At 53.7% G+C, this 26,096-nt stretch carries 28 protein-coding genes; 11 read left to right on the top strand and 17 right to left on the bottom strand.

All coding sequences use genetic code 11. The features are described 5' to 3' along the window. Positions 1-72 precede the first annotated feature (72 nt). The 8 genes from ompL to yihU form a co-directional block, all read right to left on the bottom strand. Positions 73-765 carry a porin OmpL gene (gene ompL, locus QNN86_RS21655; protein WP_174361459.1) on the bottom strand — a complete coding sequence of 231 codons (693 nt, stop codon included), beginning with the start codon at positions 763-765 and terminating at the stop codon, positions 73-75. A 66-nt stretch (positions 766-831) separates the two neighbouring features. Further along, positions 832-2,253, bottom strand: a complete 1,422-nt coding sequence (locus QNN86_RS21650; RefSeq protein ID WP_181618162.1) for an MFS transporter — start codon at positions 2,251-2,253, stop codon at positions 832-834. A gap of 46 nt (positions 2,254-2,299) precedes the next feature. Next, positions 2,300-3,682 carry an MFS transporter gene (locus QNN86_RS21645; protein WP_182270655.1) on the bottom strand — a complete coding sequence of 461 codons (1,383 nt, stop codon included), beginning with the start codon at positions 3,680-3,682 and terminating at the stop codon, positions 2,300-2,302. 45 nt (positions 3,683-3,727) lie between these two features. Beyond that, a complete protein-coding gene (locus QNN86_RS21640; protein ID WP_414212313.1) occupies positions 3,728-5,764 on the bottom strand; it encodes an alpha-glucosidase in 2,037 nt (678 codons plus the stop codon). Between the two features lie 48 nt (positions 5,765-5,812). Beyond that, positions 5,813-6,670: an aldose-1-epimerase gene (locus QNN86_RS21635; protein ID WP_414212321.1), complete on the bottom strand. Its 858-nt coding sequence runs from the start codon at positions 6,668-6,670 to the stop codon at positions 5,813-5,815. A gap of 3 nt (positions 6,671-6,673) precedes the next feature. Then, positions 6,674-7,915 (bottom strand): sulfoquinovose isomerase, encoded by a 1,242-nt coding sequence (gene yihS / locus QNN86_RS21630; protein WP_414212312.1) that lies wholly within the window; start codon positions 7,913-7,915, stop codon positions 6,674-6,676. 15 nt (positions 7,916-7,930) lie between these two features. After that, positions 7,931-8,809: a sulfofructosephosphate aldolase gene (gene yihT, locus QNN86_RS21625; RefSeq protein ID WP_279277431.1), complete on the bottom strand. Its 879-nt coding sequence runs from the start codon at positions 8,807-8,809 to the stop codon at positions 7,931-7,933. A gap of 22 nt (positions 8,810-8,831) precedes the next feature. Next, a complete protein-coding gene (gene yihU, locus QNN86_RS21620) occupies positions 8,832-9,728 on the bottom strand; it encodes a sulfolactaldehyde 3-reductase (protein WP_181498739.1) in 897 nt (298 codons plus the stop codon). Positions 9,729-9,893: 165 nt separating this feature from the next. Here yihU and QNN86_RS21615 point away from each other — a divergent pair, with 165 nt between their 5' ends. From QNN86_RS21615 to fabY, 6 genes are all read left to right on the top strand, one after another. Next, a complete protein-coding gene (locus tag QNN86_RS21615; protein ID WP_279277430.1) occupies positions 9,894-10,790 on the top strand; it encodes a sugar kinase in 897 nt (298 codons plus the stop codon). A gap of 33 nt (positions 10,791-10,823) precedes the next feature. Next, a complete protein-coding gene (locus QNN86_RS21610) occupies positions 10,824-11,627 on the top strand; it encodes a DeoR/GlpR family DNA-binding transcription regulator (protein WP_279277429.1) in 804 nt (267 codons plus the stop codon). 105 nt (positions 11,628-11,732) lie between these two features. Beyond that, entirely contained in the window at positions 11,733-12,332 is a 600-nt protein-coding gene (gene yihX, locus QNN86_RS21605; RefSeq protein WP_096758866.1) for a glucose-1-phosphatase, read from the top strand. Beyond that, complete coding sequence (locus QNN86_RS21600; RefSeq protein ID WP_181618153.1) at positions 12,326-13,198, top strand: virulence factor BrkB family protein; 873 nt, start codon at positions 12,326-12,328, stop codon at positions 13,196-13,198. Before yihX ends, QNN86_RS21600 begins: the two co-directional genes overlap by 7 nt. Then, complete coding sequence (gene dtd / locus QNN86_RS21595; protein ID WP_181618152.1) at positions 13,195-13,632, top strand: D-aminoacyl-tRNA deacylase; 438 nt, start codon at positions 13,195-13,197, stop codon at positions 13,630-13,632. Before QNN86_RS21600 ends, dtd begins: the two co-directional genes overlap by 4 nt. A gap of 44 nt (positions 13,633-13,676) precedes the next feature. Further along, positions 13,677-14,618, top strand: coding sequence for a fatty acid biosynthesis protein FabY (fabY, locus tag QNN86_RS21590; protein ID WP_181618151.1), 942 nt, complete (start codon positions 13,677-13,679; stop codon positions 14,616-14,618). Between the two features lie 38 nt (positions 14,619-14,656). On the opposite strand, the gene QNN86_RS21585 is transcribed toward fabY, so the two are convergent. Continuing rightward, a complete protein-coding gene (locus QNN86_RS21585) occupies positions 14,657-15,571 on the bottom strand; it encodes an alpha/beta hydrolase (RefSeq protein WP_279277428.1) in 915 nt (304 codons plus the stop codon). Between the two features lie 220 nt (positions 15,572-15,791). Here QNN86_RS21585 and QNN86_RS21580 point away from each other — a divergent pair, with 220 nt between their 5' ends. Next, on the top strand, positions 15,792-16,103 hold the full coding sequence (locus QNN86_RS21580; RefSeq protein ID WP_100193804.1) for a toxin HigB-2: 312 nt from the start codon (positions 15,792-15,794) through the stop codon (positions 16,101-16,103). Then, positions 16,104-16,391, top strand: a complete 288-nt coding sequence (gene nadS, locus QNN86_RS21575; protein ID WP_079939299.1) for a NadS family protein — start codon at positions 16,104-16,106, stop codon at positions 16,389-16,391. Between the two features lie 43 nt (positions 16,392-16,434). Here the strand turns inward: nadS and fdhE are convergent, their stop codons facing one another. The 4 genes from fdhE to fdnG are packed head-to-tail and all read right to left on the bottom strand — an operon-like array spanning position 16,435 to position 21,958. Beyond that, the gene (gene fdhE / locus QNN86_RS21570) at positions 16,435-17,364 is read right to left on the bottom strand and encodes a formate dehydrogenase accessory protein FdhE (protein WP_096758859.1); all 930 of its coding nucleotides are present in this window, start codon (positions 17,362-17,364) and stop codon (positions 16,435-16,437) included. Next, positions 17,361-17,996, bottom strand: a complete 636-nt coding sequence (gene fdoI / locus QNN86_RS21565; protein ID WP_096758858.1) for a formate dehydrogenase cytochrome b556 subunit — start codon at positions 17,994-17,996, stop codon at positions 17,361-17,363. The genes fdhE and fdoI overlap by 4 nt, the downstream gene beginning before the upstream one ends. After that, positions 17,993-18,895 (bottom strand): formate dehydrogenase O subunit beta, encoded by a 903-nt coding sequence (fdoH, locus tag QNN86_RS21560; RefSeq protein WP_115259809.1) that lies wholly within the window; start codon positions 18,893-18,895, stop codon positions 17,993-17,995. The genes fdoI and fdoH overlap by 4 nt, the downstream gene beginning before the upstream one ends. A gap of 12 nt (positions 18,896-18,907) precedes the next feature. Further along, positions 18,908-21,958 carry a formate dehydrogenase-N subunit alpha gene (fdnG, locus tag QNN86_RS21555; RefSeq protein ID WP_117343643.1) on the bottom strand — a complete coding sequence of 1,017 codons (3,051 nt, stop codon included), beginning with the start codon at positions 21,956-21,958 and terminating at the stop codon, positions 18,908-18,910. A 194-nt stretch (positions 21,959-22,152) separates the two neighbouring features. On the opposite strand from fdnG, the gene fdhD reads away from it, so the two are divergent. Then, entirely contained in the window at positions 22,153-22,989 is an 837-nt protein-coding gene (gene fdhD / locus QNN86_RS21550) for a formate dehydrogenase accessory sulfurtransferase FdhD (protein WP_117343644.1), read from the top strand. Here the strand turns inward: fdhD and QNN86_RS21545 are convergent. Together QNN86_RS21545 and QNN86_RS21540 are read right to left on the bottom strand one after the other, a co-directional pair. Next, positions 22,956-23,465: a YgjV family protein gene (locus tag QNN86_RS21545; protein ID WP_249414508.1), complete on the bottom strand. Its 510-nt coding sequence runs from the start codon at positions 23,463-23,465 to the stop codon at positions 22,956-22,958. The two genes, fdhD and QNN86_RS21545, sit on opposite strands and share 34 nt — an antisense overlap. A 55-nt stretch (positions 23,466-23,520) precedes the next feature. Continuing rightward, positions 23,521-24,042: a Crp/Fnr family transcriptional regulator gene (locus QNN86_RS21540; protein WP_414212311.1), complete on the bottom strand. Its 522-nt coding sequence runs from the start codon at positions 24,040-24,042 to the stop codon at positions 23,521-23,523. A gap of 129 nt (positions 24,043-24,171) precedes the next feature. Between QNN86_RS21540 and QNN86_RS21535 the strand changes: the two genes are divergently transcribed. Further along, positions 24,172-24,384 (top strand): YdgH/BhsA/McbA-like domain containing protein, encoded by a 213-nt coding sequence (locus QNN86_RS21535; protein WP_135912774.1) that lies wholly within the window; start codon positions 24,172-24,174, stop codon positions 24,382-24,384. 42 nt (positions 24,385-24,426) lie between these two features. Here QNN86_RS21535 and QNN86_RS21530 read toward each other — a convergent pair whose 3' ends face one another. Both QNN86_RS21530 and QNN86_RS21525 read right to left on the bottom strand, forming a co-directional pair. Further along, a complete protein-coding gene (locus tag QNN86_RS21530; protein WP_115259804.1) occupies positions 24,427-24,750 on the bottom strand; it encodes an AzlD domain-containing protein in 324 nt (107 codons plus the stop codon). Continuing rightward, a complete protein-coding gene (locus QNN86_RS21525) occupies positions 24,750-25,409 on the bottom strand; it encodes an AzlC family ABC transporter permease (RefSeq protein WP_146717405.1) in 660 nt (219 codons plus the stop codon). Before QNN86_RS21525 ends, QNN86_RS21530 begins: the two co-directional genes overlap by 1 nt. Positions 25,410-25,510: 101 nt before the next feature. On the opposite strand from QNN86_RS21525, the gene QNN86_RS21520 reads away from it, so the two are divergent. Continuing rightward, positions 25,511-26,059 (top strand): helix-turn-helix domain-containing protein, encoded by a 549-nt coding sequence (locus QNN86_RS21520; protein ID WP_096758847.1) that lies wholly within the window; start codon positions 25,511-25,513, stop codon positions 26,057-26,059. Positions 26,060-26,096: the final 37 nt, after the last annotated feature.

Here is a 26,096-nt window from a genome sequence, read left to right as displayed (position 1 = left end):
CGCGTTTACGTCAGGTAGTATGAAAAAGCCGCTGACTTGGACTGTCAGCGGCTTTTTTATCAAAAGAGGAGCTTAGAAGAAATACTTTGCCCCGACACGAATCTGATTTTGTTCCCGGTGGTAGGGTTCCACATTACGATCTAACCAGCGTAATTCAAGATAGGGCAGCCAGTGCTCGTTGATGCGATATTTAAAGGTATTGGTAATTTCCCAATGATGGTCTTTACCATTACTACTATTAAAATCATTGACTCGCATAAAGTAGTGTGGCTCAAACGTATAAGAAAACTTATCCGTAATACTGAAGTTCCAATAGTTGCCAATCTCATAGGTATCGTTGTTATCCAGATCGCCGTTTAAATCGGTTGAGCTGTAGTTGTTATGATTATATCGATTACGTACTGTAAGGTTAAACCAGGGCGTAAACTTATAATTCACATCCAGATATACTGCGCCGCCGGAGCCAATACTCTTATCGTTAATCAGTCCACCGGGTTGAATAGTCAGTTTATCTGTCGGCTTGAATAATGGATACCAGCCTTCTATTTCGTTATAGCCATGCTTTAACTCATCTTTGCGTTGCATGGTGTAGGTATTAGTGAGCATGATACCCGCACCCATATCGGAGTTATAGCCAACGCGCAGCATGACTTCCATCTGATCGGATGCCAGATTATATGCCTCGCGGTTTTCCACATAGGCACCGGCAAAAACAGAGGTGGAGACGACAGAGGATAAAAGAATTATTGTATTCAACTTTTTCATAATAAATCCATTTTATAAGCGTAGGGAAGCCGCCATCCATAGAGATGGAGAAAGCGGCAATCATTTTTATACGTTTACAGCAGAGGTATTATTTTTATGACTCTCAGTATCAGGTTTGAAATTGTTTTTCTTCCGTTGACTGATTTCCTCGATAATAAAAGCAAAGCGAGTTTCATTGAGTTTATAAAATAAACCCATGGTGAAGGCTGCAATGATGGCAAGCCCACATGGCCAGAGAAAAATAAGCTGGCGCAAACCGAGCAAAGTGGTCTCGCTCTGGGCTATGTTGGGGACATAGCCGATTTGCGTCAGCATAATTCCCGGCAAAAACCCAGCCAGCGCGGCAGAAATTTTTCGTGAAAAGGTATAACCAGTATAAACCGACCCCTCGGCGCGAATCCCGGTTTTCCATTCACCATAGTCAACGGTATCCGGGACCAGCGCCCAGTTCAGGCTGTTAACAAAAGCGGTACCGAAGAAGGCCATGCATGAGAAAGTGACAAACAAGAACGACGTCCCGCCCCAGAAAAAGTTCAGCACATCGCCGAGAGCCCACAATGCCAGGCCGCCGAGATAAACCTGTTTTTTACCGAAACGTTTCACGGTTGTAGGGACCAGCAGTACGCCAATCAGAATGCATCCCATACTGAAAAAACCCATCCATGACAGCAGATGGATATCGTTGAGCACGTACTGGGTGTAATAGACCTGAATCGCCAGTTTGATGTTAAACGCCGCCAGCGTACACAGGTTAGCAATACACAGCACCAGCAGAGGAGGATTGTGGAAAATCGCGCGGAACGATTTGAGAATACTGGGCTTATGATGGTCCGGCATGATTTCGATATAGCGCTCTTTCACCCCGCTAAAGCACCACCACATACTGAACAAACCGCAAACCGAGAAGATCAGCGCAGCAATCAGATAGCCAAGCGAAGGTGTGCTGGTAAACAGCGCCTGAATCGGCATAAAGCCCACGGTACACAGCAGCAGTCCGACCGTGGCGCCACCCTGACGCCAGGCGGCAAGCTGGGCGCGCTCATGAGGGTTTTTGGTGATGGCGGGAACCATCGCCCCGTAAGAGCAGTTCATCAGGCTATAGAACAGGCCAAACAGCATAAACAGCACCGTTGCCAGTCCCGTTTTTACCGTTAGCGTAAAATCGGTGGCTAAAAACTGCGCGCTGGCAACCAGGGCGACAGGAAACGACGCATATAAAATAAAGGGTCTGAATTTCCCTTTTACGCCAATATTACGCCGTGAGTCCAGTAATACGCCGGTCAGCATATCGGTAAAGGCGGTGAAGAACTTCGCCACCAGAAAGATTATCCCGCCGTAATATGCAGGCATCCCAAGCTCATCGGTATAAAATTTAAGCAGATACAGCGTGCCGATACACAGCATCAAATTTGAGCCGAAGTCACCCACTCCGTAGGCGAGTTTTTCACGCAGGCTCAGTTTTAACGTTAGCGGATCATGGTCAGACATAATCGCTCCTTAATAACGCCCCGTAGGGCGCTATTCATTATTATTATCAAACGGGTTGTTTACGCGCTTCTATCTCTTCAACGATACGGACATACATCTTCTCGTTAAGGTTGTAGAAGCAGCCCATTGCCACGATGGTGATGACTGCCAGGGCGCACGGATAAATAAAAATCAGCTGGCGTAAACCTTCGACGGTACCCGCCGATTGCACCACGTTAGGCACGTAGCCAATCTGCGTCAGCATCCAACCGGGGAAGAACCCCGCCAGCGCCTGCGAGACTTTACGGAAGAAGGTGAATCCGGTGTATACCGTCCCTTCAGAGCGCACGCCGGTGCGCCATTCGCCATATTCCACCGTGTCAGAGACCAGCGCCCAGTTCAGGCTGTTAACAAACGCCGAACCAAAGAAGGCCAGACAGGAGAAGGCGACAAAGCTCACCGACCCGCCGCCAAAGAAGTAGTTGAGCAGATCGCCCGCCACCCAAATCAGCAGGCCACCGATATAGACCTTCTTCTTACCAAAGCGTCGGACCATTCCCGGCATCAGGAAGACGCCGATGAAGATACAGCCCATGCTGAAAAAGCCCATCCAGGAGAGCAGGATCGGGTCGTTCAATACGTACTGGGTGTAATACACCTGAATTGCCAGCTTGACGTTAAACGCACCGAGCGTGCACAGGTTGGCAATGCACAGAATAAACAGTGGGCGGTTGCCGGCGATGGCGCGGAAGGATTGCAGTAGTCCCGGTTTTTGCGTTGTATCTACCGGCTTTACTTCAACGTAGCGCTCTTTCACACCCGCATAGCACAGCCACATAAACAGCAGGCCGAACAGGGAGAACAGCGTGGCGGCGAAGATATAACCCAGCTGTGAGTTGCCTTCGATCAGGTTCATCACCGGCACGAAGCCGACGGTGCACAGCAGCAGGCCGAGCGTGGCACCGCCCTGGCGCCAGGCGGCAAGGGAAGCTCGTTCATCCGGGTTTTTCGTTATTGCGGGCACCATCGCGCCGTAAGAGCAGTTCATCATACTGAAGAACAGTCCGTACAGCATAAACAGCACCGTTGCCATCACCGTTTTTCCGGTGATTTCAAATGGCGTACCGACGAAGTTGGCGATAGCCAGGAGCGTAACTGGGAAGGCCGCGTAAAGCACGAACGGTCGGAATTTACCCTTCGGACCGATTTTGCGGCGTGAATCGAGCATAATCCCGGTGCCCATATCGGTAAATGCGGTAAAAAACTTGGCGATAAGGAAAATGATACCGCCATAAGTTCCTGGTAAACCAAGAACATCGGTATAAAACTTGAGTAAATAAAGCGTGCCAATATCCAGCAGGATATTGGAGCCTAAATCACCCATCCCATAGGCGAGTTTTTCTTTAAAAGGTAAGCGTAGGGTTGCCGGATTGGCTGTATTCTGACTCATGATTATCCCTCATTTGCCCGCGAGTTTCCGCGCGGGCGAGCCTGATTAGATGCTGCGTAAAGTGGCAAACAGTGATGCCCATTCACTCTTCGCGCGATAGAAGACCGGAGGCTTGCCAATAGGCGCATCGACGGTGACTTCTCCACCCTGATGCGTTTCGCCGGTCCAGACGTTGACCCAACTGTCTTCTGGCAGATACAGCGTCCAGTCGTGCTTACCCTGCTCGTGAACCGGCGCAACCAGCAGATCCTGACCCAGCAGATACTGGTATTTCAGGGTGTAGGTGGTGGCATCGTCTTCATAATGCAGGAACAGCGGGCGCATCACCGGCAGTCCGGTGGCGCTGTTTTGCGCGACGGCCTGCTTGAGATACGGTTTCAGGGTGGTGAACACGGTGGTCATGCGGGCAAAATGGGCGATGGTTTCTGCATCACCATCGAACTGCCAGTTATCGCCCGGGCGGTTGCCTTCGTGGGTGCGCATCATTGGCGTGAAGGCGCTGAAGTCGCACCAGCGCAGCAGCAGCTCTTTCGTGCGCTTCATCTCAAACAGGGTGGTGTAACCGCCGATATCGCTGTGGTGCAAGCCGTGGCCGGTCATTGCCAGTGAAAGTGCGGCAGGCACGACCGAAGCCAGGCCATCATCAAGACTCCAGTCCACGTTTTGGTCGCCTGCCCACATCATGGTGGAGTACTTCTGGCTGCCGGTGTAACCCGCACGCATAAAGAACAGGATCTCACCGAGCTTGCCGGTTTCCTGTAGCGCTTCGTAGTTACACTTCGCCCACAGTGCAGGCCAGGCGTTATGCATGATCTCGGCGCTGACGCCGTTGTGCAGATACGTATCGGTCGGCAGATATTCGCCAAAATCCGCCATCCAGCCTCCGCATCCCAGCTCAATCATGTTCTTTTTGATGACGTCTTTGAACCAGTCGTAGGCTTCCGGGTTGGTCAGATCGACCACGCCGCCGTAGAACTCGCCGAACTCAACCAGATAGTCACCGCCAGCGGCATCTTTTGCCAGATAGCCGCGAGCCGCCGCTTCCGCGCACAGGTCTTTATCGCTGGCAACGTACGGATTGATATACGAGAGGAACTGTACGCCTTCTTCTTTCCACTGTTTAATGCGGCTATCCAGCTGCGGATAGTTGTCGCTGTTCCACTTCCAGTTCCACATCACGCGTTTGCCAAAGGAGGTCATACGGATCCCGGACCAGTCCTGCGCCCAAATGCCGTTCACCTTCACGCCCGCATTACGCATGGTGTCCAGTTTGTTCTGGCAAACCTCGGTGCCGCCCTGAATACCCAGCGTAACGCCGTCGTAAATCCAGTCCGGCAGCTCTGGCTGGCGGCCTAACAGCGCGGTCAGTTTTTCCAGCAGGGAAATATAGGTGCCAGCGCACTCAAAGCGCAGGGTGGTTTTGTCTTCCCACAGCGCCAGCTCGTGATACTCCGGTGCGCTAAAGTCGAAATTCATGTAGCAGCTGTTATCAACGTGGCAGTAGTATTTTTGCGTGCTGACGAAGGTCGGCTGCGGGAAGAAAGTCCAGTAATAGTCGCCGCCCGCGTTCTCTTTGCAGTCTGCCTGCCAGGTCACATAGCTGTTTTTGTTGCGGCCCACCCCTTGTTCGCTGGTCCACAGCGGGAACGGCTTGCCGCGTAAATCAAAGTAAGAGAACTGTTCACCGCAGCCGTAGATATGGTCATCCACTCTGGCGGCCAGACGTAACCAGATGCGGTTATGGCTGAGATCCTCGTTATGCAGATCCAGCTTCAGGCGGCCCTGTTCATCAGTGGAGATATGCAGGGTTGCGTTAATGGTATTACCGCGGCTGAAATCTACCCGCCAGCCGTTCGGTGATTCGCTGACCGTGGCGTCGGTCAGGGCAATCTTCTCATTGAGCTTGTCTTTAATGCTGAAGTTGCCGCGGAACATGTCAATGTCGGCAACGCCTGCGCCGATCCACAGGCAAGGGGTTTGCGAGGTATGGCGCAGAATCAGGCGCTGCTGATACGTTAGCGTAAAGCCATCCTGTAACGCGGTGAGTTCTAATGCAGTTGACCGTTGTTGTAGCGAATTCATTATCGTCTCCGTAAACATAGGGTAATTCGGTAATTTGTCGGAAATCTGTTATTCACTGCCGATTAAAAAATTCAGTTGGTGTTTTTCTCCGGGCGCGAGATGAATCAGGCTAATCCCAGAATTGAAGGCGTCGGGCGGGCAGGTCATGGGTTCTACCGCCAGGCCACGCCTTGCTAACTTCTCGCCGGTATACACCTGCAGCCAGGGCTGGTGGCTACGTAAAAAGGTGGACATATTTTGCGAACGGCTGGTCATTCTGACTTCCCATCCCGCGTCGGGTGACAGGGTCCTGAACGTATGATCAATTACGGTTTGCGCGAGTAAATTCGGCGAAGTGAAATCCCGTTCATCATGCGTTTCTTCGCTCGCCGGCAGTGTTAATTCACAGCTGTCGATGTGTTGCAGATTGCAGGTCAAATAGGGGTGCGCCCCTGCACCATAAGGCGCCGTGTCCTCGCCCACGTTCTGCGTACAAATAGAAACGTGCAGCCCGTCGGCGGCATCCAGCCGGTAAATCACCTCTGATACCAGCGCAAACGGGTAGCCATATGAGGGCGGCAGAAAAATCGTCAGTGACACCTCGGATACCGACTGCTGATTAATCTGCCAATCCCGCCAGGCTAAAAGGCCATGAATTGCGCTCTGCGAAGCAGGGTCATTGACGGCAAGCTGCAATCTCTTGCCGTTATGCTGGTAGCAGCCGTTTGCTACGCGATTAGGCCAGGGAACCAGTATTTTCCCCAGATGCGCCAGCGGCATCTCTTCAGGTTTGTGTGGAATAACGACGTGACGCCCATGGTGCGTCAGTTCCGCCAGTCCCGCGCCAACCGTGACGATTTTTGCCTGATAGTGTCCGGCCTGAAGTTGAATGGTTTTTCCGCCGCTGTGCATGGCAGCTATCCTTATGACCTATTTTGCGTTGATATCCAGAAGACCAGCAGCAACCGCCGGAGCCAGCCCAGGTGCCAGGGGCAGGCGCGGGATCACCAGGCAGTGCAGCAGGTGGTAAATATCTTGCTTGCCGTCCCAGACTTTGGTCGTCACCTTGTTATCGGCATCCAGCTCCTGCCACCATGAACCGGTCTCGTAGTCCATCAGATAAGTGATGCAGTAATCCCACCACGTCTGGTACCAGGCTTCGTACTGGCTGTCGCCGGTGAGGGTATACAGGGCGTAGGCGGTGCCCATGGCTTCGACTATCGGCCAACGCACTCTTTCGCGGACGATCGGTTTGCCGTCCCAGTCCACTGAGTAAACAAAGCCGTCAGCGCCATCGGGAGCCCAGGCATCGCGGATGGTGGCGTGGAACAGACCTTTAGCATCTTCCAGCAGCCAGGCGGGTGGCGTTTCGAAGCGCGCTTCCAGCGCGGCATGCAGATGCAGCATCAGGCGGCCCCACTCAATCCAGTGGCCCGGTGTACCGCCGTAGGCGCGAAAGCGGTGAGCAGGGTTGTCTTTGTTGTAATCGCGAATCGGGTTCCACTGCGAATCGAAATGTTCGTTGACCCGATACTCGCCGCTGCGGGCCACGTCGTGAATAATCACCGACGCGATGCGCAGCGCCCGATCCAGCCATTTACGGTCGTGGGTGACGTCGTAAACGATAAGAAAGGCTTCAACTGCGTGCATGTTGGCGTTGCCGCCGCGATAATCTTCTGTCTGGCTGAAGGCTTCGTCCCAGGACTCCAGGCACATCTGCTCATCTTCACTCCAGAAGTATTTTTCAATCACTTCGATGGCGTCATCGAGCAGCTGTCGGGCCTGCGGATGACCGGTAGTGACGGCGCTTGCCGCGCCAAGCAACACAAAGAAATGCTGATAGCCCTGCTTGGAGGCATCCATCACGCCTTTGTCATTGACGCAGGCGTACCAGCCGCCGTAGCGTTTGTCGCGCAGTGCACCGTTCAGGGCGTTAATCCCGTGACTGACCAACTGATATGCGCCGGGACGACCCATGGACGCGGCAACAGAATAGACGTGCAGCATGCGGGCGGTGATCCACAAATGCGTTCCCATATCTGCTCTGACCTGGCCACTGTTTCCCAGCCAGCCAAATCCGGTCGGTACTGCCGCGTTCTTGCCAAAGTTAAAGATGCGGTCGGTTTCCTGCTCCAGCCAGCTGTTGTGGCTCAAGGTGTTAAACCATTTCATTCTTCTATCCTCGTATTAACGGCGGCGGGCCATCATTTCATCGACGATATCGCCAAGACGCTGCAATTTAGGCGCGGAAACATCGCGCAGCATCAGTTCGGTATCCGGTAATCCCACAACCGATGACCAGACCGCGCGCCCGGCCAGGAAGCCGGATGCGCCTGCGGTCATGGCCACGCTGACCGCGCGAGGGAACAGTTTTTCATCCACACCGGAGGAGAGAATGACCCACGGCATATTGATGTTTTCATTCAGGCGTTGGGAGGCGGTGAGTAGCTCTTGCGCAGAGCCCTTGCCGTACAGCGGCATTTCGACCTTGTAGAGATCGGCACCGCTGTCACCCAGTTCTTTAGCGGCATCGATAATGGCCTGCTCGCGATCGAACTTATCGCCGCGACGCGGTGGACGAACCACCGGTTCGATAATGCTCAGCAAGCCACTGGAGTGGCACATCTCATTAAATTCTTTCACCATATCCAGACGCTGCTGGGCATCTTCATCGCTACGCCACAGCACCAGCAGTTTTAACGCCTTGGCGCCGTCTTGCTTAACGGCCTGCGGATCGATACTTTTATCAATCACTACGCTATCAACAGGAATGCCGTTGCCCGGAATAAACGCATCGGCGGCAACAATCATGGCGCAGCTTTTGGCTACCGCGTTTTGCTCCACCACCTGGCGGTAACAGAATTGCTGATCGACCAGAATGGCCGAGGCATAAGGAGAAAGGATTTTTGCCGCATTCACTTTGAAATCGGTCAGCACGCTGTCGCTGACCGGGGATTTCGCACCCGCAGCGGCAAACATTAAGCGCATGGCTTCACGCTGATCGACTGCCAGCATGGCAAAACCGCCGGATGCACGCGTAATGTCTTTGATGGTGTAGTTGTTCATTCAATTTTCCTTTATACAGTCGTTACATTTTTACTTTGGCAGTCAGTCCGGCGCTGTTACGCACCTGCTCAAGAATGGCGGTCCAGTCTTCACGACCACGACCTGCGGCACGTGCCTGGTTATAAACCTCTCGAGAGGCGGCACCGAGCGGCATCGGTACATGCAACTGATTGGCAACATCCAGCGCGATGCCAAGATCTTTGTGGGCCAGATCGATCATGAAGGCCGGGGAAAGATCGCCTTTCAGCACTTTGTTAGGCCAGGAGGTGGTGAAGTGGCCTTTTCCGGCGGGGGTCCCGCTCATCACTTTCAAGGCCACATCGAAGGAGAGACCGAGTGCCTCGCACAGCACGGCGGCTTCGGCAGACAGCGCATTCAGCGCAATGCTCATATAGTTGTTGATAAGCTTCACGCGGATGCCCATGCCCGGCCCGCCTGCGTTAATCAGTTCGCTGCCCATCGCCATCAGCACTGGAGTGGCGCGTTCGACTTGTTCTGCCGTGCCACCCGCCAGCAGCAGCAATGTCCCCGCGACCGCGTGATCGGAAGTGCGTCCGACCGGACAATCCATCATGCACAAGCCCCTGGCACGCATATCGGTAATCAGCTTGTCGGTTTGCAGTGGATGAATGGTCGACATATCAATCACCAGCGCCTGCGGGGAAAGGCTTTCACAAACGCCTTGTTCACCGAATAAAACGCCGCGTACCAGATCGCCGTTTGGCAGCATGGTGATGACAAACTCTGCGTCTTTCGCCGCCTCAGCCGGACTGGTGGCAGAGCGAGCCCCTTTTTCAACCAGCTGCTGTACGGCATCTGGGTTAACGTCATAGACGCTGAGCTGATGGCCCTGCTTCAGCAGGTTGCCCGCCATGGGGGAACCCATCTGACCTAATCCGATAAATGCTATAACTGCCATAACCTTCTCCTGAGACGTGGATGTCATTTTTTGTCATTCAAAATCGGTCTTTTCTGTCTGTTTTTGATCGTATTTGTAATTTATGGTCAAAAAATTGACAGCCGTCACTTTTTAAACATTTTGTGAAATTAAAATGATCCCATCCAAAACATTTGAGGAATGACCATGATTCGTATTGCTTGTGTGGGTATTGCCGTGATGGATCGCATCTATTACGTAGAAGGCTTACCGACTGAAGGGGGGAAATATGTGGCGAAGCGCTATACGGAAGTGGGGGGAGGGCCTGCCGCAACGGCGGCAGTGGCTGCGGCGAAGTTGGGCGCGCAGGTGGACTTTATTGGCCGTGTGGGCGATGACGACACCGGAAATAGCCTGCTGGCGGAGCTTGAATCCCTGGGGGTAAATACCCGCTACACTCGGCGCTATACAGGAGCAAACTCTTCGCAATCGGCAATCATGGTTGATGCGAAAGGGGAGCGGATTATCGTCAACTACCCCAGCCCGGACTTACTGCCGAATGCCGACTGGTTGCATGCGATTGATTTTTCCCAGTGGGACGTGGTGCTGGCAGATGTTCGCTGGCACGAAGGCGCAAAGCAGGCATTTACTCTTGCGCGTCAGGCGGGCGTCATCACCGTTCTGGATGGTGACGTTACGCCTCAGGACATTAGCGAGTTGGTGGCGTTAAGCGATCATGCGGCATTCTCAGAACCGGGTCTGGCGCGTCTAACCGGGATAGAAGAACCTGAGGCTGGACTGAAAAAAGCACAAACGCTCACAAATGGACATGTCTATGTGACGCGAGGCGGGGAAGGCTGCGACTGGATAAAAAATAATGTGTTACAGCATCAGCCTGGATTCGCCGTGGATGTGGTTGATACTACCGGTGCTGGAGATGTTTTTCACGGCGCGCTGGCCTTCAGTCTGGCTTCCGGTAACGCTATGGAAGATGCCGTCAGGTTCGCCAGCGGAGTCGCAGCGCTGAAATGTACGCGCCCGGGTGGGCGTGCGGGTATTCCTGACTGTGATCAAACCCGATCTTTTCTGTCACTTTTTGTATAAAATGCCAGGGCAATGGTTTTTCGAGGAAATTTCATGAGTCTTACCGAACTGACCGGTAACCCGCGGCACGATCAGCTGCTGATGCTGATTAGCGAGCGCGGTTATATGAATATTGACGAGCTGGCCAGCCTGCTGGGTGTTTCCACGCAGACCGTGCGTCGCGATATTCGTAAACTCAGCGAACAGGGATTGATTACGCGTCACCACGGTGGGGCGGGCAGAGCGTCGAGCGTGGTTAATACGGCGTTCGAGCAGCGTGAAGTCTCCTGGACGGAAGAGAAAAAAGCCATCGCAGAAGCGGTGGCTGACTATATTCCAGATGGTTCAACGGTGTTTATTACCATCGGTACCACCGTTGAACAGGTGGCGCGGGCGCTGTTAAACCATAACCATTTGCGCATTATCACCAACAGTCTGCGGGTGGCGCATATTCTGTATAACAACCCGCGCTTCGAGGTGATGGTGCCCGGCGGGACGTTGCGCCCGCACAACAGCGGGATTATCGGCCCTTCCGCCACTGCGTTTGTGGCTGATTTTCGGGCAGATTATCTGGTGACCAGCGTCGGGGCGATAGAAAACGATGGCGCGCTGCTGGAATTTGATGTCAACGAAGCCAGCGTGGTGAAAACGATGATTGCCCATTCGCGGCATATTCTGCTGGCTGCCGATCATACGAAATACACGGCTTCCGCAGCGGTAGAGATTGGTAACGTGTCTCAGGTGACGGCGTTGTTTACCGATGAGTATCCCGGTCCGGCATTGCACAACCTGCTCCAGTCGCAGCAGGTGGAAATTGTACAGGTGAGTCCCTCCCAGGATGACGCTCTGGCAATGTAATCCCCTCTAGTGGTGACTCGGAAACGTCAAAGCCATCACGCACGCATAGTCAAACTTCTCCTTTCCCGCTACAGTTATTCATCCATGGCGAGTAAGGAGAAGGACATGCTCTATATCTTTGATTTGGGTAATGTGATTGTCGATATCGACTTCAATCGCGTGTTAGGCACATGGAGCGATCTGAGCCGTGTCCCGCTGGCTTCACTAAAGCAAAGTTTCACCATGGGGGAGGCTTTTCGCCAGCATGAGCGAGGTGAAATAACCGATGAAGCGTTTGCCGAGGCGCTATGCCACGACATGGCGCTGCCGTTGAGTTACGAACAGTTTTCCCATGGCTGGCAGGCCGTTTTTGTTGCGCTACGCCCCGACGTTATCGACATCATGCATAAACTGCGCGAGCAGGGGCATCGTGTCGTGGTGCTGTCGAATACCAACCGCCTGCATACGACATTCTGGCCGGACGAGTACCCAGAAGTTCGCCAGGCTGCGGACCATATCTATCTTTCTCAGGAACTCGGCATGCGTAAACCCGAAGCGCGGATTTACCAGCATGTTCTGCAGTCCGAAGGTTTTTCTGCCGCAGATACGGTCTTTTTTGATGATAACGCCGATAATATTGAAGGGGCTAACCAGTTAGGGATCACCAGCATCCTGGTCGTTGATAAAACGACCATACCTGACTATTTCGCGACGGTGTTATGCTAAAAAACGTGCATCAAAAAGCCAGGCACCATACGCGTCCTGTACGGGCCTGGCTGAAGTTACTATGGCAACGCATCGATGAGGACAATATGACGACGTTGGCGGGCAACCTGGCTTACGTCTCGTTGCTCTCGTTAGTGCCGCTTATTGCCGTTGTTTTTGCGCTTTTCGCTGCATTTCCCATGTTTTCTGACGTCAGCATCCAGCTGCGGCATTTCATTTTTGCTAATTTTATTCCGGCCACCGGCGACGTTATTCAGCGCTATATCGAACAGTTTGTCGCGAACTCGAACAAAATGACGGCGGTGGGCGCATGCGGGCTGATTGTGACGGCGCTTTTGCTGATGTATGCCATCGACAGCGCACTGAATACCATTTGGCGCAGCAAGCGCACCCGGCCCAAAGTATATTCGTTTGCGGTGTACTGGATGATTTTAACGCTGGGCCCGCTGTTGGCGGGTGCCAGTTTGGCGATCAGTTCTTATCTTTTGTCCCTGCGTTGGGCCAGCGATCTCAACACGGTTATTGATAACGTCCTGAGGGTCTTACCGCTGGTGCTCTCCTGGCTCTCGTTCTGGCTGCTGTACAGCATTGTACCCACCACGCGCGTACCCAATCGTGATGCGGTGATCGGCGCTTTTGTCGCCGCGGTGCTGTTCGAAGCCGGGAAGAAAGGATTTGCGCTCTATATCACGATGTTCCCGTCTTATCAGCTTATTTACGGCGTGCTGGCGGTGATCCCCATTTTATTCGTCTGGGTATACTGGACGTGGTGTATCGTCTTGCTAGGTGCGGAAATAACTGTCACTCTCGGGGAATACCGCAAACTCAAACAACTCGCAGAACAAGAAGAAGCAGAGCAACCATGATTGCATTAATTCAGCGCGTAACCCGTGCCAGCGTCACCGTGGAGGATGAGGTGACGGGTGAAATTGGCCCAGGACTTTTAGTCCTATTAGGTGTCGAAAGGGATGATGACGAACAGAAAGCGAACCGCCTGTGTGAACGCGTGCTTGGCTATCGAATTTTTAGCGATGCCGACGGTAAGATGAACCTGAACGTACAACAGGCTGGCGGCAGTGTGCTGGTGGTTTCACAGTTTACGCTGGCAGCGGATACCGAACGCGGTATGCGTCCGGGCTTTTCAAAAGGCGCTGCGCCTGAACGTGCTGAAGCGCTATATGAATACTTTGTTGAGCGTTGTCGCCAACAGGAAATGAATACGCAAACCGGACGATTTGCTGCGGATATGCAGGTTTCACTGGTTAACGATGGCCCCGTGACGTTCTGGTTGCAGGTATGAACCAACTTCCGGCGTGGCCGCGGGTAACAAGAGAGAATACAACTATGTATCACCTTCGAGTACCGCAAACAGAAGAAGAATTAGCGCGTTACTACCAGTTCCGCTGGGAGATGCTGCGTAAACCGCTGCATCAGCCAAAAGGCTCAGAGCGGGATGCCTGGGATGCGATGGCGCACCACCAGATGGTGGTGGATGAAGAGGGCAATCTGGTCGCGGTAGGGCGTTTGTATATCAATGCGGATAACGAAGCCTCTATACGCTTTATGGCCGTTGACCCGTCCGTGCAGGAGAAAGGCTTAGGAACGCTGATGGCGATGACCCTGGAATCTGTGGCGCGTCAGGAAGGGGTCAAGCGCGTAACCTGTAGCGCCCGTGAAGATGCGGTCGAATTTTTTGCCAAGCTGGGTTTTGTGAGCCAGGGTGAAATCACCACGCCGCAAACCACGCCGGTACGCCACTTTTTGATGATCAAGCCCATTGCTACGCTGGATGATATTCTTCATCGCGGCGACTGGTGTGGACAGCTCCAGCAGGCCTGGTACGAACATATTCCGCTGAGCGAGAAAATGGGCGTGCGTATTCAGCAGTATACCGGGCAAAAATTCATTACCACGATGCCCGAAACCGGCAATCAAAACCCGCACCACACCCTGTTTGCCGGGAGCCTGTTTTCACTGGCCACGTTAACCGGTTGGGGGCTTATCTGGTTAATGCTGCGCGAGCGCCATTTGGGCGGAACGATTATCCTCGCCGATGCGCATATCCGCTACAGCAGACCGATCACCGGGAAACCGACGGCCATTGCCGATCTGGGTTCGCTGAGTGGCGATCTTGACCGTCTGGCGAGAGGCCGTAAGGCGCGTGTCCAGATGCAGGTAGAGGTCTTTGGCGATGACACGGCGGGCGTGGTGTTTGAAGGCACCTACATTGTGCTACCTGCAAAGCCGTTTGGTGCCTACGAAGAAGGCGGGAACGAAGAGGAGTAGGGGCAAATCCCTGTTTTTCATTCTATCCCGTTCGCGTTTTATTCGCGTGTTGCAACACGCCAGGCCACGTCACGCATGGCGTTCCGTGCCGCCTGGCTCACACCTCCGAGCTGGAAAAATCCGTGAATAACGCCGAGGTAGCGCTGGCAGGAGCACGCCACGCTCTGCTCCTGCAGTCGTTGATATAACGCTTCACCCTCATCACACAGCGGGTCAAATTCAGCGGTAATAATATGGACCGGTGGTAAACCGGTGAAATCGTCCCGCCACAGCGGGCTGGCTTCCGGGTGCTGTGAGTCGGTGTGTGGCAAATACATCTCGTAGCCAGAAAGCAGCGTGTCGCGAGTGATAATGTAATCCTGACCATTGCTGGCGTAGCTGGCAAAACTGGCAGTGGCATCGAGCATGGGGTAAATCAGTATGAGCTGTGCAGGTTGCCACTGACGTGCCGTTTTCAGGCGTAGCGCAGTGACCAGTGCCAGGTGCCCCCCCGCACTGTCTCCAGCAAGGGTTATTCTGTTGCGGTCTACGCCCAGTTCCTCGGCATATTTCCAGATGATATTGGCCCCGCTTTCGGCATCGTCGTGAGCTGCCGGGAACGTATGCTCTGGCGCAAGACGGTACTGCACGGCAATCACCCGACAACCGCTGTAAAAGGCAAGCTGCCTTAACTGATTATCGTGTGTGGCAAACCCGCCGCTGACAAAGCAACCGCCGTGATAGTAAATAATACAGGGTAGATTTCCCGTGGCGTTAAGCGGCGAAACAACGCGAAATGTCATGGCATCAAGTTCAATGTCTTCAACCTGTACGCGGGTTTCTGTTTCTCCAGCCAGTACGGTACTGGCGATGTAGCCCGCTCTCCGATCATCAATACTCTGCTCGCGTGAAGAGGGGCGTCCTGCGGCGATAAATGCCTCAACCAGCTGTGTAATCCCGTTTTCCAGTGCCATTTATTATTCTCCTTATCTGTATATATATACAGGTTTATAACCTGGATACTCACGAATGAAAATGGGAAAAAAGGGGGCGTGTATGATTCTGGAAAGCGGCTCGCAGATTAAATACCGTCATTGGTTTCTGCGGTTTGAATTCGGTATTGTGAGAAAAATACACTATACGCCATTGACGTATAGTGTATTTCTATTAATATAGTCCAATGGCGTACTCAAAATGTTATTCATAGAAACGGAAATCTTTACTGAAGACGTCAAAAAATTACTGGATGATGATGAATACCGTAGACTACAGATATTCCTTACGATTCAGCCCGATTGTGGCGATCTGATACAAGATACAGGGGGCCTGAGAAAGGTTCGCTGGAGAGCGAGAGGGAAAGGAAAACGTGGCGGTGTAAGGATTATCTACTTTCATCAAATCAGGAAATCACAAATTCGTTTGTTGCTGATTTATCAGAAAGGGATCAAGGATGATCTGACTCCACAAGAAAAAGTACTGCTGCGTATGTTGAATGAGGGGTGGTAAATGGATAAGGCACTATTTGAGCGATTAACTCAAAGTATGATTCAGATGAATGAGATCGCTGAAGGAACGCGGCAGCCTTCTCGTACCTTTCATATTGACGCCATGAAAATAAAGGAAATCCGCCAGTCTTCAGGATTATCACAGACTCGTTTCGCAGATTTGATATCGGTAAGCGTGGATACGTTACGAAATTGGGAGCAGGGGCGTCGTTCACCGACCGGTCCAGCAAAAGCGTTGTTACGTGCCATTGCCAATGATCCAAAACATGTCATTCAGGCGCTAAGATAATCCCCGGCAGTCTGGTTCACTTGCCGGGGGAAGATCTTACAACTTACTCCCCTTCACCCGGGAACAGGAACGGGTTGATGGAGCTGCGGGCAAAGCCCTCTTGCTCCATGTGCGCGTCCAGCATCAGCGAGGCGAGGTCGTCGGCAACGGCTTCGACATTGGGGTCTTTTTCCTGATACAGAATCTTCAGGTAAGTCCCGCAGTCGCCGCAGCTTTCAGCTTTAATCGCAGACTGTTCGTTATCCAGTGACCAGTAGTTCAAATCACGGCTTTGCTCGCAGTTGCTGCACTTCACGCGCACCACGTGCCACTCGGTTTCACACAGGTTGCAGTGCAGATAGCGCAGCCCCTGAGTGGTACCGATTTGCACCATGCTGGAGACCGGCATCGAACCGCACACCGGGCAGAACTGGCGCTGTTCACCGTATTCCGCTCGGGCTTTGCCGGGGATCAGGCTTGCCATTTGTGCCCAGTAGAGCGACAGCGCGGCCCAGATGAACGGCGCTTTATCACTGCTGACGGACGCAAAATCAGAAGCGAACAGCGCGCTGGCCATCAGCTCCAGCTCTTGCTCGGAGGCTTTTTCCAGATTCTCGATCACCGCTAACGCAGGGCCGCTCATTTCCGGTTTCAGCTCAGCAATTAACGATTGCAGCAGTTTTTGCCAGTGCTTATCGCGCGGCAGAACGTGGATATCCAGCGGCGGTTTGCCCTGATCGTTCGCTTCTTTGATGCGTGCGGTCAGGTCCATCTGCAGCGGATGGTCGTACAACACCACTTCCTGCGCATGAGCGATCAGCGCAGCAAAGCGCAGATAATCACCCAGCGGGTTGTTTTCGGCCAGCTCGCGCAGACGCTCAGCACGGCGGTTATACAAATTTTTGAGTCTGGGGAACAATAACGGCGGAATCATATCCGCCGTGCGTTTCTCGCTCGAACCCAGCTCATCTTGCGGGATTATGCGAATACTCATTCAGATGACTTTTCCTGTTTCTGGCGGACTTCACGGTACCAGCGCGGGTGATGTTTCTTCGCCCATGAACTGGTTACCCATCCTTCCACCATCGCGGTAATGGTGCCTTTCACCCAAAGGGCGGCGTAAATGTGCACCATGATAACCACAATTAACGCTACTGCGGCAAATGAATGCAGCATTAACGCGAATCGGATCACCGGGATTGAGAAAGCAGGCGCAAAATACGGGCGCCAGATGATCACTCCGCTCACCAGCAACAGGACCAGGAAGATAATCGCCGCCCAGAATACGCATTTCTGGCCGAAGTTATAACGTCCCGTGTCACCTACTTCCTCGTTGACGACGATCTTACGAATATTCTTCGCCCAAAAGATATCATCCCGATTGATTAGATTGTGGTGCCAGTAACGGAAAAACATGATGATAAACGAGGCAAACATAATCACGCCGACAAACGGGTGCAGAATTCGCGCCAGCTGCGGGGTGCCCATGATTTGCATCAGCCAGTTGAAGGATGGGAAGAAAAAGCCCAGCCCGCTTATCGCCGCCAACATGAAGCAGAAGGCGGTGACCCAGTGGTTGATGCGTTCCGGCGCTGTATAGCGCACGATGGTGTCACGCCGTTTCATTTGCGCACCTCGTCTTTTTCTTCATGCAGATTGTCTTCTTCCTCTTCCGCACGGTTCGGACCTACGCCGACGTAGTGGAAGATGCTGGCCGCAAATGTCGCTGCAAAGCCGACCGCTGCGAGGGGTTTCCAGATGCCTTTCCAGAACTTCACGGTGGCGCTGATTTCCGGGTTTTCCGGCAGGCCATGGTACAGATTCGGCTTGTCGGCATGATGCAGTACGTACATAACGTGCGTACCGCCAACGCCTATCGGATCGTACAGTCCGGCGTTATCGTAGCCACGGGTTTTCAGCTCTGCCACGCGCTCGCCTGCCAGCGTTTTCATCGACTCTTTGGTGCCGAAATGAATCGCGCCGGTTGGGCAGGTTTTCACGCAGGCCGGTTCTTGTCCTACCACAACACGGTCAACGCACAGCGTACATTTATAGACGCGATTGTCTTCCGGGTTGAGGCGCGGCACGTCGAACGGACAGCCTGCAATGCAGTAGCCGCAGCCAATGCACTGCTCGGACTGGAAGTCGACAATGCCGTTGGCATACTGAATGATTGCCCCTTCCGCCGGACACGCCTTCAGGCAGCCCGGATCGGCACAGTGCATGCAGCCATCCTTGCGGATCAGCCACTCCAGTTTGTCGTCTTGTTCCACTTCCGAGAAGCGCATCACCGTCCAGGATTTGGCGGTCAAATCGGCGGGGTTGTCGTACACCCCAACGTTGCTGCCGATTTCATCGCGGATATCGTTCCACTCTGAGCAGGCCACCTGACAGGCTTTACAACCGATGCAGGTGGTGACGTCGATGAGCTTGGCCACTTCCTCCTGGTGATCCCGCGCCTGAGGCGCGGGGGTGAAACCGTTAGTGGCGGATCGACGAATGATGTCTTGCGATTGATAAGCCATAGGTCGTCTCCGTTACACCTTTTCCACGTTCACGAGGAAGGACTTAAATTCCGGCGTCTGCGTGTTCGCATCACCGACGAATGGTGTTAACGTGTTAGCGATAAAGCCTTTTTTCGCCACACCTTCGTAGCCCCAGTGGATCGGAATACCGATGGTGTCGATATCCTGACCGTTGGCCTTCAGCGTGCGAATACGTTTGGTCACCACCGCTTTGGCTTTGATGTAGCCGCGGTTAGAAGAGACCTTAACGGTATCGCCGTGGGAGATGCCGAGCTTGTTTGCCAGCTTCTCGCCAATTTCCACAAACTGTTCCGGCTGAGCGATGGCGTTTAGCAGCGCGTGCTTGGTCCAGTAGTGGAAGTGCTCGGTCAGACGGTAGGTCGTCCCGACGTACGGGAACTTATCCGCTTTGCCCAGTGCTTCTTCATCGCCTTTAAAGATACGGGCAGCCGGGTTAGAGATAACGTTTGGGTGCAGCGGGTTGGTGCCCAGCGGTGTTTCAAACGGCTCGTAGTGTTCCGGGAACGGCCCTTCCGCCATCTTATCGATAGCAAACAGGCGTCCCATCCCTTCGGGCTGCATGATAAACGGCCCGACGTTGCTGCCCGGTGCGGCGGCGCTGTAGTCCGGAATATCCATCCCGCTCCATTTCGCCCCATCCCATTTCAGGATCTGACGTTTTGGATCCCACGGATTCCCCTGCGGGTCAGCGGAGGCGCGGTTATACAGAATGCGACGGTTGAGCGGCCATGCCCATGCCCAGCCCAGCGTGTTGCCCAGGCCCGACGGGTCGGCGTTATCACGACGCGCCATCTGGTTGCCTTCCGGTGTCCAGCTACCGGCAAATATCCAGCAGCCGCTGGAGGTAGTGCCGTCATCGCGCAGTTGGGCAAATGAACTAAGCTGTTGGCCTTTCTTGACGATCACCGCACCGGTTGCCGGGTCGGTGATATCAGCCAGGGCTTTACCGTTGCTCTCCATCGCCACTTCTTCTGAAGCAGGTTCATGCGGCGTGGAGTAGTTCCAGGTCATGCTCAGCACCTGTTCCGGGTTCGCTCCCCCCTGTTCGGCGTACATCTTGCGCATGCGCAGGAAGATACCGGCGAGGATTTCACCGTCGGTGGCGGCAATCCCTGGGGCATCCGCGCCTTTCCAGTGCCACTGCAGCCAGCGTCCGGAGTTAACGATTGAGCCGTTTTCTTCGGCGAAGCAGGTGGACGGCAGACGGAACACTTCGGTCTGGATTTTTGACGGATCCACATCGTTCGACTCACCGTGGTTTTGCCAGAAGGTGGACGTTTCGGTGTTGAGTGGGTCGATAGTCACCAGGAACTTCAGTTTTGACAGTGAAGCCACGACCTTGTTTTTGTTCGGGAATGAGGCGACCGGGTTGAAGCCCTGGCAGATGTAGCCATTCACTTTGCCCTGGTTCATCATCTCGAAGTACTGCAGCACGTCGTACCCTTTATCCCACTTCGGCAGCCAGTCGAAGCCCCAGCTATTTTCCGCTGTCGCTTTATCACCAAAGAAGGCCTTCATCATCGAGACGAAGAATTTCGGGTAGTTGCCCCAGTAGTTTACCTGACCTTCCAGCAACGGTTTTGGCGTGTTGGCCGCAAGGTAAGTTTGCAGGTCGGTTTGCTTTTCGCTTGGCAGCGTCATGTAACCAGGCAGGCTCTGCGACAGCAGGCCTAAGTCAGTCAGACCCTGAATATTGGAGTGACCGCGCAGGGCGTTAACGCCACCGCCTGCCATCCCCATATTGCCGAGCAGAAGCTGGATCATCGCCATGGTGCGAATGTTCTGCGCGCCCACGGAGTGCTGCGTCCAGCCCAGCGCGTACAGGAACGACGCGGTTTTGTCTTTGGCGCTGGTTTCAGCGATGTATTCGCAGACTTTCAGGAAATCAGCCTTCGGCGTACCGCAAATGTTTTCGACAACATCCGGCGTGTAGCGGGAAACGTGCTGTTTCAGCAGATTCCACACGCAGCGCGGGTGTTGCAGCGTAACATCGCGTTTGGCGAAGCCTTTTTCATCCAGCTCGTAGTTCCAGCTGGTTTTATCGTACTTGCGTTTGTCCGCGTCATAGCCGGTGAAAAGGCCATCTTCGAAGCCATAATCTTCACGCACAATCAGACTGGCGTTGGTGTAGGCTTCGGTATATTCGCGGTTGAATTTTTCGTTATTCAGCAGGTACAGCAAGACGCCTGACAAGAAGGCAATGTCAGTACCGGAACGAATGGGTGCATAGAAATCTGCCACCGCTGCGGTTCGCGTAAAGCGAGGATCGACCACAATCAGCTTCGCGCCGTTGTGAATTTTGGCTTCCATCGCCCAGCGGAATCCGACCGGGTGAGCTTCAGCGGCGTTACCGCCCATCACCACAACGAGGTTGGCATTTTTAATGTCGACCCAGTGGTTGGTCATCGCACCGCGACCAAATGTTGGAGCAAGACTTGCTACCGTTGGTCCGTGTCAGACGCGCGCCTGGTTGTCGACCGCGAGCATACCCAGCGCGCGGGAGAATTTTTGCGTTAAATAGCCGGTTTCATTACTGGAGGCGGAAGCACACAGCATCCCGGTGGAAAGCCAGCGGTTAACGGTGACGCCTTCGGCGTTCTGCGCAACGTAGTTAGCGTCGCGGTCTTCTTTCATCAGCTTCGCGATGCGGTCAAATGCCTCATCCCAGCTAATTTGTTGCCACTTATCGGAGCCTGGTGCACGGTATTCCGGGAATTTCAGCCGGCTTTCGGAGTGGATGAAATCCACCAGACCAGCCCCTTTCGGGCACAGCGCGCCACGGTTCACCGGATGGTCCGGATCGCCCTCGATATGGAAGATGGATGCTTTGGCGTTTTTCGCACCGTCACCGAGACTGTACATTAACAGTCCACAGCCAACGGAACAGTAAGTGCAGGTGTTACGGGTTTCACGGGTACGCAGCAGTTTATATTGCCGTGTTTCCGCTAGCGCTACGCCGGGTGCAAAACCCAGTGCCGCTGCCGTGGTGCCTGCCATACCGCCAGCGCAGATCTTAAAGAACTGCCTTCTGCTGACCTGCATGGTTCGCTCCTTGTTTCGACATTGTCACGTTCCCTTCGCGTAGATGTATCGCGACCGCGAGGGAAGTGGTTGTTATTTTTCTTTGCGGACGGGACCGCAAAGGTCCAGAATTGGGTGAATTTCCCTCCGTCCAGGAGGGATTTGTAAAGAATACCACAATGTTGGTATGTGTGTTCCAATATGGTTAAAAGAAAGTGAATAAGATTATTCAAGAAAACATCGAAAATGTGACAACTTTGACGGGATCGCGCCAGTTGACCCTCTGGAAACGCGAGGATTTGCAACATCCTCAGCCGGATGTCGTCGCTGAAGAAGTGCCCGTGGCGCTGGTGTACAACGGGATTTCGCACGTGGTGATGATGGCGTCACCGAAAGATCTTGAGCATTTTGCGATGGGCTTTTCACTTTCTGAAGGCATTATTGAGTCCCCGCAGGATATCTACGGCATGGAAGTGGTACCTTCCTGTAACGGATTAGAAGTTCAGGTTGAACTGTCCAGCCGCCGTTTTATGGGGCTGAAAGAGCGTCGACGCGCGCTGGCCGGTCGTACCGGTTGTGGCGTTTGCGGCGTGGAACAGCTCAATGACATTGGCAAGCCGGTTCAGCCTTTGGCGTTTACTCAGACGTTTAACCTGGCGGACCTCGATCGCGCGTTAAAGCATCTGCACGACTTCCAGCCCGTGGGGCAACTGACGGGCTGTACGCACGCAGCGGCCTGGGTCCAGCCGTCGGGGAACCTGGCGGGAGGGCATGAAGATGTGGGCCGTCACGTGGCGCTGGATAAACTGCTCGGGCGGCGTGCAATTGAAGGCGAAACATGGCGGCAGGGAGCCGTTTTAGTCTCCAGTCGCGCCAGCTATGAGATGGTGCAAAAGTCGGCGATGTGCGGCGTGGAGATTCTGTTTGCTGTCTCTGCCGCGACGACACTGGCCGTAGAAGTAGCCGAACGCTGTAACCTGACGCTGGTGGGTTTTTGTAAACCGGGCAGGGCGACGATTTATACGCATCCGGAACGTCTGGTGGCGGAGTAACGCCACCAGGCTGCCACAATGCTGCCTGAGAATGCCAGCTCCATCATGACAGCAACGGGCGAGCCGACGATGGCATTGTTCAGTAGCCAGCACAGGCTGCCACACAATGTGTATCCACGTAATTTTCCACCCTGTGTCTGAAACGACGCATAGGTCATCAGCAGGCTTCCTGCGAGCGGCAGCAGGCCCCACATTCCCTGCCAGAGATAAGCACTACACAGCAGTGACCCAATCATAAATCCCCACATGGCCCAGCGGCGTTGCGTCACGATGGCTATCGCATAACGACAGGCGGCGATGAGCATTAATCCTGCGGCGGCGGGTTGATGCAAAAGATAAAAATGAATGGCCAGCAGGCTGGTTGAGCTGGTCAACAGCACTAACGTCATCGCCCGACGCCGGAAATGAAAGGCTGAAATATCCAGCACAAAGCTGATGCAGGCCAGCAGCTGAGAGAGAAAAAATGCGTTCATCATGCGCGCCATCTTGTGAAGAGTGGCGGGACAATAATCTATGCGAAAAGCGAATGCGTTAACCTTTGTTAAGGCGCTGGCGAATGCGGGACAGGCTAACGGGCGTAATGCCAATGTAGTGGGCGAGGTCCCGCTGAGTGAGCTGCAATTCCCAACTGGGAAAGTGTGTCTGAACATACTGGTAGCGTTGTTCTGGCGTATTAAGCAGCAGCATTTGTTCTTTTTTCTCTTTGTAGATCAACTGCTGGACTAGGAGCTGTGTGTTGATGTCCTGATGTTCCGGCGCATCCAGCAATGCCAGCGAGATTTCACTGATTTCGCCCGGGGTGATCATTTGCAGGCTGTAATCTGCCGAGGTGTGGGTTAGCCAGTTCAGGTACAGAAAACAATATTCACCCGGGAAGTAAAACTCTTTCACCCGTTCTGAACCGTTGTCTGCGTGATACACCGCACGGGCAACGCCATGATGTAAATAATAAATTTTGCTTTGCCTTTCACCTTGACGCAGTAACCAACTGCCCGCAGAGAGTGGTTTTTTTCGCGAGCCTGACAGCAATTTTTGATCGTATTCGGCTGACATATTATCTCTCAAATAATTTGAATAAGACTGGCAAATCCTTCCGCTTTTAGTTGTGCGGTGTGAGCGCTATTATTTATCACATCAAGGCACGGTGCCTTACTCAAACAACTAAATTAAAGGGTTTACATCATGAAAAGCATCAAAACTTTTGTCGCAGTTATCGCTCTTGCTACCTCTTTCGGTTCTTTCGCTGCTCAGTCTGTTACCGCTACCGGGTCAACTCTGGAAAGCACTGAAGCAAAAATTGCCGCTCAGGCGGAACGTGCTGGCGCAAGCGATTATAAAATCACTCAGGCCTACAGCGGTAACCGTGTGCATATGACCGCTGAATTGCTGAAATAAAATACCTCAGTACTGTCGAAAGAGCGCCCTTGAGGCGCTTTTTTAGTTTATTCCCGCCATCCTTAACAACGCCGTCACCACAGCAGCGGCGATAATCACCATAATCAACGGCACTTTGCGCCAGGCGAGGAACACTGCAAACCCCACGCCGAGAACGCGCGCCATACCAGCAAAGTGCTCACCTTCGTAAAAGGTGGTCGCCAGCGCGACGGAGAACAGTAATACCGTCGCGGCATCGGAAAGCAGCGCCTGCGAGCGCGTGGAAAATGCCAGACGGCTCCCCAACTTTGCTCCACCTAAACGCATTAAATAGGTTCCCAGAGAGAGTACGGCGATACCGACGATAAACAGCGTCATGTTGCCCATTATTTTTTCCTCGCCAGTAAGCCAAACAGTGAAAGCAGTACCGGCAGGCCCACCGGCGCAAACGGGACGGCGGCGAGCGACAGCGCAGCACCGCTGCAGGCGCGAACCAGCGTGGTACGGTTTTTAAATGCCGGGACCACTAAGGCCAGCAGAATGGCAGGGAAAACGGCATCCAGGCCGATGGTTTCTGGGGCGGGCAGTAGCTTGCCAACCATCGCCCCAAGCAGCGTGCCCAGCGGCCAGACAATGGCTACGCCCAGTCCGCACAGCCAGTAGGCGGCTTTGCGCTGCTCCGGCATTTTTTGCGACAGGCCAAACACCACGCTTTCATCGTTCATGATATGGCAGCCGAGGAAACTGGCGGCCCGCGTTCCCACCAGATCGCGTACCGTCACGCCAAACGGCACGTGGCGGGCATTCACCAGCAATCCTGCTGCTGCAGCAGCCAGAGGATTACCGCCGCTGGCGACAATCCCGATAAACATAAACTCAGACGCACCCGCCAGCACTGTAATCGAGAGCACAAACGGCACCCACAGCGGGAAGCCGTAAGCCATCGCCAGCGAGCCGTATGACATGCCGACTACGCCGACAGCCAGACAGACTAAAAATATTGCTTTTATCGTGTCGCCTTTGAGACTGGAAAAATAATGTTTCATCCTGCTTTAGCCATATCGAACGAATTTCCATTATAATGAACGCAACAAGTTTGCTTTACAAGTCGAACGATTCGTTCGATATAAAGAACATGGAGTCATGTATGACCCAACCCATCAGTATGATTGCGAAAAGCCTGGTGCGTGAACGTCAGCGTACCGGTCTGTCGCTGGCAGAAATCGCCCGCCGCGCGGGCATTGCGAAGTCGACGCTCTCGCAGCTGGAAGCGGGTAATGGCAATCCTAGCCTGGAAACGCTGTGGTCGCTGTGTGTGGCGCTGGATATCCCCTTTGCGCGACTGCTGGAGCCTGTGGTGCAAAAAACGCAGGTGATACGCCGGGGTGAAGGGACCAAAGTGGTAGCGGAGCAGGCCCATTATCAGGCTATTTTGCTGGCGGCCTGTCCACCGGGCGCACGGCGGGATATCTATCTGTTGTTGACGCAACCGGGTGCCGACCGCATCTCACACCCGCATCCGCCGGGGTCTGTTGAGCATATTATTGTGACGCAGGGGAAGGCGCTGGTGGGACTGACTGAAGCGCCGGAAGAGTTAGGCGAAGGGGATTACATTTGTTATCCCGCGGACCAGGCACATATCTTTAAAGCGCTGGAGCCGGATACCCAAGCGATTCTGGTTTCTGAGCAGAACTAACTGTTATGTTGCGTTGTGCCGGATGCGGCGCGTTAGC

Origin of the sequence: Citrobacter sp. C348, assembly GCF_047467975.1 — a bacterium.
GTDB classification, from domain to species: Bacteria; Pseudomonadota; Gammaproteobacteria; order Enterobacterales; family Enterobacteriaceae; genus Citrobacter; species Citrobacter gillenii.
This window is presented reverse-complemented; position numbering and strand designations above follow the sequence as displayed.